We start from the raw sequence: 13470 nt of genomic DNA, 5'->3' as shown, positions 1-13470 counted from the left end.
CCTTGGGCGCGGTCACGGCCGTTGTGCGCATCTGGCGCACCGGCGCGCTTTTCGCCGGGGCCTTCCTGGCCGGGACTGGCCGCGAAGGTGTCGCTGCCGCCGCACGCTGGACAGGCTTCGCCACGGGTTGCCCCGAGAGCTTGAAGGCGCCGATCCGTTCGGCCATCGCTTCGGCCTGCTCCCCGAGCGTGCGGGCCGCCGCCGCATTCTCCTCGACCATTGCCGCATTTTGCTGCGTCATCTCGTCGATCTGCGACAGCGTCTTGTTGATCTGCTCGATGCCGGTGGCCTGCTCGCCGCTCGCCGTGGCGATGTCGGACACGAGATCGACGACCTCCTTGATGGAGTTCATGATCTCCTCGAGCGTCGTGCCGGTGCGATTGACGAGGTCGACGCCCTGCCGGACCTGACCGGAGGAATCGAGGATCAGATCCTTGATGTCCTTGGCCGCCTGCGAGGAGCGTTGCGCAAGGCTGCGGACTTCGGAGGCGACGACGGCAAATCCGCGTCCCGCCTCGCCGGCACGGGCCGCTTCGACAGCGGCGTTGAGGGCAAGGAGATTGGTCTGCCGCGCAATCTCGTCGATCACCGAAATGATGTCGGCGATCTTGCTGGACGAGCCTTCGATCCGGGCCATGGCCGAGACCGCTTCGGCGACGACGGCTCCGCCGCGATTGGCGACCTCACGGGTGCCTTGCGTGAGATCGTTCGCGCGCCTTGCATTCTCTGCATTGTTTTTGACGGTCGCGGCGATCTGTTCCATCGAAGACGATGTCTCTTCGAGACTTGCCGCCTGTTCCTCGGTGCGCTGCGAGAACGCCGCCGTCGCGCTCGAAATCTCGTCCGAGGCGCCGGTTACTTCGTGGGCGACAGCCGCGATCGCGCCGATCGCATCGTTGAGCTTGGCAACCGCACCATCGAAGTCGTCCTTCAATTTGCGATATTCGTCGGGAACTTCGGGGAGACGGCAGGTGAGATCGCCCTGCGCCAGCTGCGACAACGTTTGCGTCAATGCCTCGACGACGGCGGCTTGCCGCTTCATCGCCTCGGCGCTCGCCTCTTCCGCCGCCTTGCGCGCTGCATTCGCTGAATCGATGTAGGCCGTGATCGCGATATCCATGTCGAGGAACACGGCCTTGATCAGCGCGCCGATCGTATTTGCCGCCTGATCGGGCCCTTGCTTCTGGAACAGGCCCTTCGGCCACTTCGCGGCAAGCACGGTCTTGATCAGTTCGGAGGCCATCAGGGAATAGCCGCCGATATACACTCGCGGGTCGACCCCGATCTGCGCATGCGTTTCGCCGATCTTGCGGGCACCTTGATAATATTCGTCGCTGAACTCAGCGCCGCTGATCCGCGCCCAATGGCGAAGCTGTCCGCTCCGGGCGCGGCTGACGCGGTCGCTGTCGGAGAAGAAGCGCGCCCCGGCCGGAGTGCTGCCGATCACCCGGTAGAATTCGTCGAGGATGCCGGGCATCGCCTGGTCAATCAGCGGCTTCACCTCGCGGATATTAGTCAGGGCTTGCTCGTCGAGCCCGATGAACCGGAGGCGTTCGGCAATCACGTCGCTGTCTGTCATTCTTTCTCGACCCCGAATGAGTCGCTCGAAACCGCTCGGGCCGACTCAATTACAGTCATGATCAGGGGATTGGATTAAACTCGAATTAATGCCCCGATTGCGGAACTGACGTGCTGCACGCGCATGACTCGCACACTGGTTGTGCGACGCCGATCGGTGAAGTCGAATTCCGCGTCCTTGACGCCGTTACTTCCCCGCGGCCGGGCGCGCGGAGGCGCGCTCGGCCGGGACGATATCGAACTGGCGCAGTATGCCGCGCCGGAGCACATCAAAGGTGACAGGCCGTCCGATCCGGTCTGCATTGAGCAGACGGATCAGGTCGTCGACGCCGGTGACGGTCTCGCCATCGACCCGCACGATGACGTCGAGGGTCATCAGTCCGCCGTTATCGGCCGGCGCGCCCTGCTCGATGGTGGTGATCATCGCGCCCGAGGCGTTGTCGATATCGGCCGCGCGCGCATGCCGTCGCGGCACCGCGACGGTCTGGCCGGCAATGCCGATGAAGCCGCGCCGCACGCGGCCGTGCCGGATCAGCTCGCTCAGCACGGTCTGCGCCGTGTTGCTCGCGACCGCAAAGCAGATGCCCTGCGCGCCCATGATGATCGCCGTGTTGATACCGATCACTTCGCCATGCGAGGTGACCAGCGGTCCGCCGGAATTACCGGGGTTGAGCGCAGCGTCGGTCTGGATCACGTCCTCGATCAGCCGGCCGGTCTGGGCGCGCAGCGAGCGGCCCAGCGCCGAGATTACGCCCGCGGTCACGGTCGATTCAAATCCGAGCGGATTGCCGATGGCAACCACGAGCTGGCCACGGCGCAGCTTCTTGGAATCTCCGAGCGGCGCGGTCGGCAGATTGCGGACGGCATCGGCGCGGATCAGCGCGAGATCGGTGTCCGGGTCTTCCCCGAGCAGCCGCGCCTCCATGACGCGGCCCTCGGAATCGGTCAGCCGCAATTCACGCGCGCCGTCCACCACATGGCTGTTGGTCAGGACGAGCCCGTCGGGTGCGATGATCACGCCGGAGCCGACGCCGCTTGCGGCGCGCCCCTTGCTGTCCTTCTTGCGGGTCTCGACCCGCACCACCGCGGGGCCGACGCGGTCGGCAACGCCGATCACGGCGTGCGAATAGGCGTCCAGCAGCGCCGCGTCCTGCGCGGCGGGATCGACATGCGGCTGCGCTTCGTCGGTATCGAACAAGGCGATATTGGTTACGTCGAGCATGGTCGCTCTCACATCATTGCACGCGCGACCGCGGACAAGGTCCACGGTCCCAGTCGCCGGCCGCGCTTTCAGGGTGTCCGCAGATGTAGGTACGCGGCCCCGAAAAAAAAGGGAGGGTCCGTCGGACGGCGATAGCGCACGACTACCCAACCCGAAGCGCAGCACCTCATCGGCGCCCGGTCCGGCCCCATCGCAAAGGGCGCTACTTGATGTGCTGGAACAGCTCGACGAAGAAATAGGGGCCGAGGCAATACACGCTGGTCCATACCAGCGCGCCCGCCGCCTGCGCCATCAGGAAAAGATGAAACGGCATCGCGAGCGAGCCCGCCACGAGCCCGTTGAGCTGGCGCAAGAGCGGGACGAAGCGCGCGATGAATACGATCCAGAGACCGCCGCTTGTGAAACGCGCCTCGACCGCGTCGAGGCGTTCGTTGGTCAGTCCGATCTTTGGGCCGAAGCGGCGCAACAGCATGTTGCCGCCAAGCCGGCCGACCAGATAGCCGGTGGAGTCGCCGAGGATTGCGCCGAACAGGACCGCTGGATACAGCGTGAAGATCGACAGCTCACCCTTGGCGGCCAGCAAGCTCGCGGCAATCACCCCGGTCTCGCCGGGCACCGGCGAGCCCATCGATTCCAGATAGATCATCACGAAGATCGCGAGCGCGCCGTAGGTTTTCAGAAACGGCTCGAAGATCGCCCAGCCTTCGTGCAACGTCGTGAGCATCCGCAGCCTCCCCGATCGCACCGCAACTCATGGCATATCTTGCAGACGAGTCGCGACAGGCTACATCGGATCGGTGCCGCCACGCCTGGCCGACCAGACGACCAATGCGGACACGGCCAGGATCGCAAGCAAGGCGCTCCAGGGGCCGGCCGCGGCATAAGCCACAGCACCGCCCAGCGCGCCGACCAGAAATCCGCAAAGCACCAGGAACACCGTGGCGAAACGCTTGCGTGCTTCGGCGACCTGTGCGGCGAGGTCGGGGTCTTTGCTCACCTTTGCCGGCCGAAACGCCGCATAGATCAGCTCGGTCGCCTCGATCGCAAGCTGCGTGGAATTGCCGGTCATCACGTTGGTTTGCGGGACGCCTCTGAGCAGCAGACGCACCAGCGCGGATTGCACGCCCATCGCCGCGGCCGACAATAGTCCAGCCACAGCGCCCAGCCAGGCGTCCGGATCGGTGATCGGCCAGGCATACATCATCAGTCCGACAAAGCCCGCGAGCAGCAGCGCCTCGAGCCCGAAAACCAGCGGCAGCGACGAACGGTCGCCGCCTCGCCTTGCGATGATGATCGCCGCCGCGATCCCTGCACCGAGCATGAAAGCCGGAATGGCGAGCATCTTGGCGACGACGCCACGATCATCCACCACGAGTTCGGCGGCAGCGACGACGAAGCTTCCCGTCACCTGCGCTGCGAAAAATCCGAATAATGCGAGGAAGGTGATGCTGTCGACGTAACCGGCAACCAGACTGAGTAGCGGCGGCACCGCCCGAGGCAGAGGCGCGGGCCCGTGTGTCATTGCCGCTGGAGCCAGGCGCCGATCCGCGCCACCGCTTCCTGCATGTCGCCTTGCTGCCCCGCATAGCAGAAGCGGAGATAATGGCGACCGTCGACCGGATCGAAATCGACACCGGGGGTCGCCGCAACATGCGCCTCGTTCAACATGCGCTTGGCGAAGGCGTGGGAATCGTCGGAGAAGCGCGCGATATTGGCATAGAGATAGAAGGCGCCGTCGACGGGGAGAAACTTGTCGAGCCCCGCCTTTGGCAAGCCTTCGATGAGAATGCGCCTGTTGTCCTCGTAGCCGTGCTTGACCGCATCCATCTCCTCGCGGCCGTCGAATGCCGCCTGCGCAGCGATCTGCGACAGCGTCGGAACCGAGATCGCAAGATTGCCCTGCAGCCGCTCGATCGGACGAACCAGCGGCTCCGGCGCCACGATCCAGCCGATGCGCCAGCCGGTCATGCAGAAATATTTCGAGAATGAATTGATCACCAGCGGCTTGTCGGAAATGCGCAAGGCCGTCTCGGATGGAAACGCATAATCGAGACCATGATAGATTTCGTCGGAGATGAAGCGGATGCCCGCGTCTTCCGTCGTGCGAATCAACGCGGCGAGTGCGTCAGGCGACATCATCGTCCCGGTCGGATTCGCGGGACTTGCGATCAGGACGCCGGCAAGCTTTTCCTTGCGGTGCGCGGCCAGTACGGTCTCGGGCGTCACCGCCCAGCGCGTGTCGTCACCCGTCTCGATCAGAACCGGTTCGCAGCCCAGCGCCTTGAGGATATGGCGGTATGGCGGGTAGCCCGGATTGGCGATCCCGACGCGGTCGCCCGGCTCGAACATCGCAAGAAAGGCGAGGATGAACCCGGCCGAGGAGCCGGTCGTCACGATGACCCGCGCCGGATCGACATCGACATTATAGGTCTCGCCGTAATGGCGCGCGATGCGGCTGCGCAAGGAACCGATGCCCAGCGCCTCGGTATAGGCCAGAGGACCGTCAAGCGCGGCGCGGGCCGCTTCGATCGCGGTGCGCGGGGCCGGCGCCGCCGGTTGGCCGACCTCCATATGGATCACGCGATGCCCGGCGGCCTCGATCCGGCTGGCGGCGGCGATCACATCCATCACGATGAATGGGGGCACGTCGCTGCGTGCCGAAGGTGATAAAATGTGCCGTGCCCGTTCCAGCATGCGATTCAGCCGTCCGTTACTCGCGCAATGCGCTGCATGTGCCCCGCTCCTGCCGCATTCCCGCGATTGCCTGCGCGAACTCTCAGACCATGAACGCTGCGTGATTTGACCGCCTCAGGCGGGCTCCCTAGTGTCCGGTCGGCGAAGCAATTCAGAGCGTTATGACACAAGTCGCTACCCCGCACATGCCTATCAGGATGGCCATTGCGAAGCCAGTTTCGCGCCTGATCGCGGCGGTGACCGTGGCTGCCATTGCGCTGCCGCCCTTGCCCGCGGCCGCCCAGAAAAAGGGCGGGCTTCCCCTGATCCGGGATGCCGAGATCGAGCAATTGATGCGCGATTACACCGCGCCCATTTTTCGCGTGGCCGGGCTGTCGAAAGCCAATCTGAAAATCATCCTGATCAACGATAAATCGTTCAACGCCTTCGTGGTCGATGGGCGGCGGATTTTCGTCAATACCGGCGCGCTCCAGGAATCGACCACACCGAATCAGATCATCGGCGTGCTGGCCCACGAGACCGGCCATATCGCCGGCGGCCACCTGTCCAAGCTGCATCAGGAACTCGCCAATGTTCAGACCGCGGCCCTGATCGGCATGCTGCTCGGCGCGGCGGCCATGGCAGCGGCCGGGGGCGGCAACGGCGCGGGACAGGCCGGCATGGCCGCGATCCATGCCAGCCAGCATGTCGCCCAGCGCTCCCTCTTGTCGTATCAGCGCGCACACGAGGAAGCCGCGGACCGCGCCGCCGTCAAGTTCCTCGCCGCCACAGGTCAGTCCGCCAAGGGCATGTACGAGACCTTCAAGCGGTTCGCCGATCAGTCGATGTTCAGTGCGCGGTTCGCCGATCCTTACGCGCAGTCGCATCCGATGCCCAACGAACGCATCGCCGCTCTGACCGAGATCGCACGCGCAAGTCCGTACTGGGACAAGAAGGATCCCCAAGAATTGCAGGCACGCCACGACATGATGCGGGCCAAGCTGTCCGGATTCATGGACCCCCCGCAGACGGTCGCACGCCGCTATCCGCCGAGCGACAATTCGCTGCCCGCCCGCTACGCCCGCGCGATCGCGACCTATCGGCACTCTGATATCCGCGCCGCGATCGCCCAGATCGACGCCCTGATCGCGATCCAGCCCAATAACCCGTATTTCCATGAACTCAAGGGCCAGGCGCTCCTTGAAAACGGCCGCGCCGCCGAAGCCATTGCGCCGTTGCGGCGTGCCGCGTCGCTCGCCCCGGACCCGACGCTGATCCAGATCCTGCTCGGACAGGCCCTGGTCGCCACCAACAATCCGGCTCTTGCGGACGAAGCCATTACCATCCTGCGCAATGGCCTCGCGCGGGAGCCCGATACGCCGAATGGCTATCAGCAGCTCGCCATGGCCTATGGCCGCAAGGGCGATCTCGCTCAAGCCGACCTTGCATCCGCGCAAGCCGCCTTCGCCCGCGGCGACATCAAGACCGCCCGCGAACTGGCCGCGCGCGCCAAGACCAAACTGCCGGTCGGCTCCCCCGGATGGGTGCGTGCCGACGACATCGTCGCTGCAAAACTACCCGCTGCTGCAAACCGCCCGAACTGAGCTCTGTCACAAGGATATTTCGATGATCTCCCTCATCCGCCTGATCGCTGCGCCGGTCATCGCCGCGTCGATCGCCATGACCGGCTCTGCCTTGGCGCAAAGCTTCACGCCGCAGCAGCGCACCGAAATCGAAGCGATCATCCGCGATTATTTCATCAAGAATCCGGAAATGATCGAGGAGCTTCAGACGCTCGCCCAGAGCGAAAAGCTCAAGCGGGCGATCGTCGACAACAAGCAGACGCTGTTCAACTCGCCGCGTCAGGTCACGCTCGGCAATCCGAACGGCGACGTCACGTTGGTCGAGTTCTTCGATTACAATTGCGGCTTCTGCAAGCGCGCGCTCGACGACATGATGACGCTGATCAAGGACAATCCCAATCTGCGCGTCGTCCTCAAGGAAATGCCGGTGCTGAGCCAGGGCAGCATGGAAGCAGCACAGGTCGCGGTTGCGGTGGCGCTGCAGGACAAGTCCGGCAAGCGCTATCTCGACTTCCATCAGAAGCTTCTCGGCGGCCGCGGACAGGCCGACAAGGCGCGGGCGCTCGCCGTCGCCAAGGAAATCGGCGCCGACATGGCCAAGGTCGAAAAGGATATGAACGGCGCCGAGGTCAAGGCGGCCTTGCAGGAAAGCTTCTCCCTCGCCGAGGCCCTGGGGTTCCAGGGGACGCCTTCCTACGTGGTCGGAAATGAGGCGGTGGTCGGCGCTGTCGGCGTCAAGGAACTGCAAACCAAGATCAACAACGCGCGGTGCGGCAAGCCGACCTGCTGAGGAGCCGCGGCGGGCGAACCCGGCCTTCGGAGGATACCGGGCGGGCTTTCCCTTGCCGGGCGTCCCGCCTATAAGGAGCCCCGCCGGGCGCTCGCGCCCTGACCCTTCCGCACGCTATGGCGCGACCCAAGGCCCGATGGCAACAACGGTCTATGTCCTGAACGGTCCCAACCTGAACCTGCTCGGCACCCGCGAGCCGGAGATTTATGGCCGGGCCACGCTGAAGGATGTCGAAGCCCTGTGCCGCGACGCCGGGCAGCGGCATGGCTTCGAGATCGTCTTTCACCAGTCGAACCACGAAGGGGCGCTGGTGGACTGGATCCAGGAGGCGCGTCGCAAAGCGGCCGGCATCGTGATCAATCCGGCCGCCTACACGCACACCTCGGTCGCCATTCTGGACGCGCTGCTCGCGTCCGATCTCCCGGTGATCGAGGTGCATATCAGCAATGTCCATGCCCGCGAACCATTCCGCAGGCATTCCTACATATCGCCGGCCGCCAGAGCTGTGATCTGCGGTTTCGGCGTCAACGGCTATGTGCTCGCGATCGACGGACTCGCGGCCATGCTCGCATCATCAAAGGGCTGACACGTGGCGTCTGACAACGAGAAGAAAACCAAGGGTAAAGCGGTGCAAGGTGCTGCGCCTTACGACGAGGACATGATCCGCGGCCTCGCCAAGCTGCTCGACGAGACCGGGCTGACCGAGATCGAAATCGAACGTGACGGTCAGCGGATCAGGATCGGCCGCACCGCGCGTGCGGTGAACGTCGCAGCTCCCGCGGCTCCCGCCGTTGCGGCCGCAGCGCCGGCCGCACAGGCCACCGATCCGAGCAAGCATCCGGGCGTCGTGCCCTCGCCCATGGTTGGCACCGCCTATCTTGCGCCCTCTCCCGGCGCGCGGCCTTTCGTGGATGTCGGACAGGCCGTCAAGGCCGGCGATACCGTGATGATCATCGAAGCGATGAAAACCATGAACCAGATTCCGGCGCCGCGCGGCGGCACCGTCACGCAGATTCTGGTCGAGGATGGCCAGCCGGTCGAATTCGGCGAAGCCCTCATGATCATCGAGTGAGCAACCGCGGCGGCGACAGGGAGCGGCGAGGAGTGACGACGGGCACAGCGACCATCGGCTATCCGCGATCCGCCAATCGCCATTCGCTGCTTCAGGCGAGACATGTTCGATAAAATCCTGATTGCCAATCGCGGCGAGATCGCGCTGCGCGTCTTACGCGCCTGCAAGGAGCTTGGCATCCATACGGTCGCGGTTCATTCGACCGCCGATGCCGACGCGATGCATGTGCGGCTTGCCGACGAGAGCGTCTGCATCGGCCCCCCGGCTGCGCGTGACAGCTACCTCAACATTCCCTCGCTGCTCGCGGCCTGCGAGATCACCGGCGCCGATGCCGTGCATCCGGGCTACGGCTTTCTGTCGGAAAATGCGCGCTTCGCCGAAATCCTGGCCGAGCACAATATCGGCTTCATCGGACCCAAGGCCGAACACATCCGCACCATGGGCGACAAGATCGAAGCCAAGCGCACCGCCAAGGCGCTCGGCATTCCCGTGGTCCCGGGATCGGAAGGCGGCGTGACGTCGGATGACGAAGCGCTGCGGATCGGACGCGAGATCGGATATCCGGTGCTGGTGAAGGCCGCGGCCGGTGGCGGCGGACGCGGCATGAAGGTCGCGATGAGCGAAGACGAGATGATCGTCGCCTTGCAGACGGCGCGCTCGGAAGCCAAGGCCGCGTTCGGCGACGACGCGGTCTATCTGGAAAAATATCTGCAGCGGCCGCGGCACATCGAGATCCAGGTGCTGGGCGACGGGCGCGGCGGCGCCATTCATCTCGGCGAACGCGACTGCTCCCTGCAGCGCCGGCATCAGAAAGTGTTCGAGGAGAGCCCCTCGCCCGCACTCAACACGGCGCAGCGCGATCGCATCGGCGAAATCTGCGCCAGCGCGATGCGGAAGATGAAGTATCTCGGCGCAGGTACCGTGGAATTTCTGTACGAGGATGGCGAGTTCTACTTCATCGAGATGAACACCCGCATCCAGGTCGAGCATCCGGTGACGGAGATGATCACCGATATCGACCTCGTGCTCGAGCAGATCCGGGTCGCCGCCGGCGGCGAATTGCCGTGCCGGCAGGACGACCTGCGCTTCCATGGCCATGCCATCGAGTGTCGCGTGAATGCGGAGAACCCGTTCAACTTCCGGCCCTCACCCGGCAAGATCCAGCATTACCATCCGCCGGGCGGGCTCGGGGTTCGCGTCGATTCCGCCGCCTATCAGGGCTACACGATCCCGCCCTATTACGACTCGATGGTCGGCAAGCTGATCGTGCACGGCAAGACGCGTCAGGAATGTCTGATGCGGCTAAAGCGGGCGCTCGACGAATTCGTGGTCGACGGCGTCGAGACGACGTTGCCGCTGTTCCGGACACTGGTGCGCAACCAGGACATCATCGACGGCAATTATTCCATCCACTGGCTCGAGAAATTCCTCGCACAGGGCGGGATGGAAGGCTGAAAAAGTCGGTCAGCGGAGCCTGTCGCGGGAACAAACCCGGGTTCTGGGGCGTTCTTCGAGGTTCGACCACAGGAGTCCCCGCCCCCGCCATGAGCTCCCACAACACGGCCGACCGGATACGGTCGCCCGGGGCCCAGCCCATATTGCTCGCCTTAGGCTTTGCCATTCTGGTCGCCATCAGCGTCGCATCCTTCTGGCTCGCCGATCGCGCGCATGATGATGCCGACGCCCTGGTGACGACATTCGACGTCCAGAACCATCTGTCCCTGATCCTGTTAAACCTGCGCCGCGCGGAATCCTCGCAGCGCGGCTATATCATCACCGGCCAGAAGGATTACCGGGACGAATATCGCGAGGCGATCGCCAATACCCGGCCGGCTCTGAAGCGCGCGGCGGAGGTGATCGCAGGCGAGCCCCTCCTCGCCGCACGGTTCGAAAAGATCCCCGCGCTGGTCGAACGCAAGCTGTCCGAAATGGAGCAGGTCGTCGGATTGCACGACGCCGGTCGTGGCAAGGACGCCGCCGACCTGATCTGGCAGGGTGAAGGCCGCAATGCGATGAACGAGGTCAAGGTCGCGATCGAAGACCTCTACAACGCCGAGCGGGCGATGCTCGAAAGCCGGCGCGCAACCTCCGCCAGCACCAATTCACGGTTGCTGCTGCTCACGCTGCTCGGCGCCGCCGCTATCACCGCCATCGGGGCGTTGTCGGTCTACCTCGTCCAGCGCAGCAATCGCCAACGCGAACAGGCCCGCCGCGCGCTGCAGGACATCAACGAAAATCTCGAGGCCCTGATCGAGGAGCGCACCGCCGAACTGCGGGAAGCCAACAACGAAATTCAGCGCTTCGCCTATATCGTCAGCCACGATTTACGCTCGCCGCTGGTCAACATCATGGGCTTCACCGCGGAGATCGAAGCTATAAAAAATGACATATTCCAGCGTGTGGCCGAGACCGAAAAACCCGATGACGGGACGGCCGGGACTACACTAGAGTTGTCGAAGGATTTTGATGAATCGCTCGGATTTATCAAAAGCTCGATCGGCAAGATGGATCGGCTGATCAATTCGATCCTGAAACTCTCCCGCGAAGGTCAGCGCACCTTCAAGCCGGAATATGTGAGTATGGATCAATTGATCAAATCGATCACCGATGCGGTGGCCCATCAGGCTGCCGAACAGGATGCGGAGATCATTGTCGAGCCGCTTCCGCCGTTGAAAAGCGACCGCCTGGCGTTGGAACAGATCTTTTCCAACCTCGTCGACAATGCCTTGAAATATTCAGAGCCGGGCCGGCCCGGCCGCATCCGCATTCGCGGACGCATCGAAAACATGCAGGCGGTCTACGAAGTCGAGGACAACGGACGCGGCATTGCGGTCGAGGACCAGCAACGGGTCTTCGACCTGTTCCGCCGCGCCGGACAGCAGGACCAAAAGGGCGAAGGCATCGGTCTCGCCCATACCCGCGCACTCGTTCGCCGGCTCGGCGGCTTCATAACGTTGCGCTCGGAGCTCGGACACGGCAGCACCTTCATTGTCACGCTGCCGCGCAGAATGCAGGAAAACGAAAGACAGGCCGCATGACCGAACACGTCACCATCATCATGGTCGAGGACGACGAAGGCCACGCGCGGCTGATCGAGCGCAATATCCGCCGGGCCGGCGTCCATAACGAGATCATCCCGTTCGCCACTGGCGGCGATGCGGTGCGCTTCCTGTTCGGCTCCGACGGCTCAGGTTCGGTCAATAGCGGCCGCGCGCTGCTGATCCTGCTCGACCTCAACCTGCCGGACATGAGCGGCGTCGATATCCTGAAGCGCGTCAAGGAGAACGAACATCTCAAGCTGACGCCGGTCGTCGTACTGACCACCACCGACGACGAGCGCGAGATCAAGCGCTGCTACGATCTCGGGGCGAATGTCTACATCACCAAGCCGGTGAACTACGACAGCTTTGCAAACGCGATCCGGCAACTCGGCCTGTTCTTCTCGGTCATCCAGGTCCCGGCAACGGACTGAAATCAAACATGCCGAAGAAAGTCCTTTATGCCGATGACGATGCTGGCCTCCGCCGGCTGGTAGAGCGCGGGCTTGGCGCGCATGGCATTGAAGTGGTCACGGTCGAGGACGGCGTCCGCGCTGTGGAGCGGCTGAAGCAGGAGCAATTCGATGTCGTGGCGCTCGACAATTACATGCCGCGGCTCGACGGCATTGCGACCCTGAAGCAGATCCATGACTTGCCGAACCATCCGCCGGTGATCATCGTCACCGGCGAACAGGATTCGGCGGTTGCGGTGTCGGCGCTGAAATCCGGCGCCTTCGACTATGTGCTGAAGGATGCCTCCGGGCAGTTCGTCCCGCTTCTGCTTGCCGCACTGACCGGCGCTGCCGATGCGATGCGGATGCGGCGCGCGAAGGAAGCCGCCGAATCCGAATTGCGCGAGCAGCGCGACCGGTTCGAAAAGCTCGCCGTCGAGCGCGCCCTTCTGCTTCGTGAAGTCAACCACCGTGTTGCCAACTCGCTGCAACTGATCGCGGCCTTCCTGCAGTTACAGGGCGGCTCGTCGAACAATGCGGAGGTCAAGGCCGCACTGACCGACGCCACCCGGCGCGTCATGGCCGTCGCGCAGGTCCACCGGCGGCTATACACGTCGGATGACGTACAGTCGGTGTCCGTCGATCAGTATCTTGCGGCGCTCGTGGAGGATCTTGCCAAGACCGACACCACCGAGACCCCGGTGCTCAGCCTCGCCGCAGAACCGATCGATCTCGATCCGGACCGTGCCGTTGCGATCGGCGTGATCGTGAACGAGCTGGTTCTCAATGCGATGAAATACGCCTATCCGCAGCAGGAAAAGGGCCCGATCCGCATTGGCCTCAAGCGCGTCAATGGGCGACACGCAATGCTGAGCGTCGAAGACGACGGGATCGGCCACAACGTCAAGACGCTGCCGCGGTCCACCGGACTCGGCCGCTCCATCGTGGGCGCCATGGCGAACCGGCTTGGTGCCGATGTGGTGTACGATCCGGACCACCACGGCACACGCGTGGTGATCACGTTCGAGTGCGCGCCACGCGTCAACCCGTCCTGACGGCCGG

General features: G+C 64.0%; 13 protein-coding genes. 8 read left to right on the top strand and 5 right to left on the bottom strand.

Annotation, left to right across the window (positions count from 1 at the left end; translation table 11 throughout):
* The 5 genes from VN004_RS13585 to VN004_RS13565 form a co-directional block, all read right to left on the bottom strand.
* A partial coding sequence (locus VN004_RS13585; RefSeq protein ID WP_325610889.1) for a methyl-accepting chemotaxis protein occupies positions 1-1579 on the bottom strand: 1579 nt, incomplete at its 3' end.
* Positions 1580-1765: 186 nt separating this feature from the next.
* Positions 1766-2800: a S1C family serine protease gene (locus VN004_RS13580; protein ID WP_325610885.1), complete on the bottom strand. Its 1035-nt coding sequence runs from the start codon at positions 2798-2800 to the stop codon at positions 1766-1768.
* Positions 2801-3002: 202 nt separating this feature from the next.
* Positions 3003-3524, bottom strand: a complete 522-nt coding sequence (locus VN004_RS13575) for a DedA family protein (RefSeq protein WP_325610883.1) — start codon at positions 3522-3524, stop codon at positions 3003-3005.
* A gap of 60 nt (positions 3525-3584) precedes the next feature.
* Positions 3585-4322, bottom strand: coding sequence for a YoaK family protein (locus tag VN004_RS13570; protein WP_325610879.1), 738 nt, complete (start codon positions 4320-4322; stop codon positions 3585-3587).
* A complete protein-coding gene (locus VN004_RS13565; RefSeq protein ID WP_325610877.1) occupies positions 4319-5494 on the bottom strand; it encodes a pyridoxal phosphate-dependent aminotransferase in 1176 nt (391 codons plus the stop codon). The genes VN004_RS13570 and VN004_RS13565 overlap by 4 nt, the downstream gene beginning before the upstream one ends.
* A gap of 185 nt (positions 5495-5679) precedes the next feature.
* On the opposite strand from VN004_RS13565, the gene VN004_RS13560 reads away from it, so the two are divergent.
* The 8 genes from VN004_RS13560 to VN004_RS13525 all read left to right on the top strand — a co-directional run bounded on the left by VN004_RS13560 (position 5680) and on the right by VN004_RS13525 (position 13463).
* Positions 5680-7077: a M48 family metalloprotease gene (locus VN004_RS13560; protein ID WP_325610875.1), complete on the top strand. Its 1398-nt coding sequence runs from the start codon at positions 5680-5682 to the stop codon at positions 7075-7077.
* 25 nt (positions 7078-7102) lie between these two features.
* Positions 7103-7846 (top strand): DsbA family protein, encoded by a 744-nt coding sequence (locus VN004_RS13555; protein ID WP_325610893.1) that lies wholly within the window; start codon positions 7103-7105, stop codon positions 7844-7846.
* 136 nt (positions 7847-7982) lie between these two features.
* Positions 7983-8432 carry a type II 3-dehydroquinate dehydratase gene (aroQ, locus tag VN004_RS13550; RefSeq protein ID WP_325610873.1) on the top strand — a complete coding sequence of 150 codons (450 nt, stop codon included), beginning with the start codon at positions 7983-7985 and terminating at the stop codon, positions 8430-8432.
* A gap of 3 nt (positions 8433-8435) precedes the next feature.
* A complete protein-coding gene (gene accB, locus VN004_RS13545) occupies positions 8436-8918 on the top strand; it encodes an acetyl-CoA carboxylase biotin carboxyl carrier protein (protein ID WP_414710298.1) in 483 nt (160 codons plus the stop codon).
* Positions 8919-9020: 102 nt separating this feature from the next.
* Positions 9021-10373 carry an acetyl-CoA carboxylase biotin carboxylase subunit gene (accC, locus tag VN004_RS13540; RefSeq protein WP_325610871.1) on the top strand — a complete coding sequence of 451 codons (1353 nt, stop codon included), beginning with the start codon at positions 9021-9023 and terminating at the stop codon, positions 10371-10373.
* Positions 10374-10462: 89 nt separating this feature from the next.
* Positions 10463-11956, top strand: coding sequence for a sensor histidine kinase (locus VN004_RS13535; RefSeq protein WP_325610869.1), 1494 nt, complete (start codon positions 10463-10465; stop codon positions 11954-11956).
* Positions 11953-12390, top strand: coding sequence for a response regulator (locus VN004_RS13530; RefSeq protein ID WP_325610866.1), 438 nt, complete (start codon positions 11953-11955; stop codon positions 12388-12390). The genes VN004_RS13535 and VN004_RS13530 overlap by 4 nt, the downstream gene beginning before the upstream one ends.
* Before the next feature lie 8 nt (positions 12391-12398).
* On the top strand, positions 12399-13463 hold the full coding sequence (locus VN004_RS13525) for a sensor histidine kinase (protein WP_325610864.1): 1065 nt from the start codon (positions 12399-12401) through the stop codon (positions 13461-13463).
* Positions 13464-13470 lie beyond the last annotated feature (7 nt).

The sequence above is a fragment of the Pseudorhodoplanes sp. genome (genome assembly GCF_035565855.1).
Taxonomy (GTDB): Bacteria; Pseudomonadota; Alphaproteobacteria; order Rhizobiales; family Xanthobacteraceae; genus Pseudorhodoplanes.
Note: the sequence above shows the minus strand (reverse complement) of the source record. Positions and strands in the feature narration are given on the sequence as shown.

Excerpts from the sequence above, each read along its gene's own strand:
- VN004_RS13575 (WP_325610883.1), bottom strand. The coding sequence starts at position 3,524 with ATGCTCACGACGTTGCACGAAGGCTGGGCGATCTTCGAGCCGTTTCTG.
- VN004_RS13560 (WP_325610875.1), top strand. The coding sequence starts at position 5,680 with ATGCCTATCAGGATGGCCATTGCGAAGCCAGTTTCGCGCCTGATCGCG.
- VN004_RS13570 (WP_325610879.1), bottom strand. The coding sequence starts at position 4,322 with ATGACACACGGGCCCGCGCCTCTGCCTCGGGCGGTGCCGCCGCTACTC.
- VN004_RS13565 (WP_325610877.1), bottom strand. The coding sequence starts at position 5,494 with ATGCTGGAACGGGCACGGCACATTTTATCACCTTCGGCACGCAGCGAC.
- VN004_RS13525 (WP_325610864.1), top strand. The coding sequence starts at position 12,399 with ATGCCGAAGAAAGTCCTTTATGCCGATGACGATGCTGGCCTCCGCCGG.
- VN004_RS13580 (WP_325610885.1), bottom strand. The coding sequence starts at position 2,800 with ATGCTCGACGTAACCAATATCGCCTTGTTCGATACCGACGAAGCGCAG.
- aroQ (WP_325610873.1), top strand. The coding sequence starts at position 7,983 with ATGGCAACAACGGTCTATGTCCTGAACGGTCCCAACCTGAACCTGCTC.
- accC (WP_325610871.1), top strand. The coding sequence starts at position 9,021 with ATGTTCGATAAAATCCTGATTGCCAATCGCGGCGAGATCGCGCTGCGC.
- VN004_RS13530 (WP_325610866.1), top strand. The coding sequence starts at position 11,953 with ATGACCGAACACGTCACCATCATCATGGTCGAGGACGACGAAGGCCAC.
- VN004_RS13535 (WP_325610869.1), top strand. The coding sequence starts at position 10,463 with ATGAGCTCCCACAACACGGCCGACCGGATACGGTCGCCCGGGGCCCAG.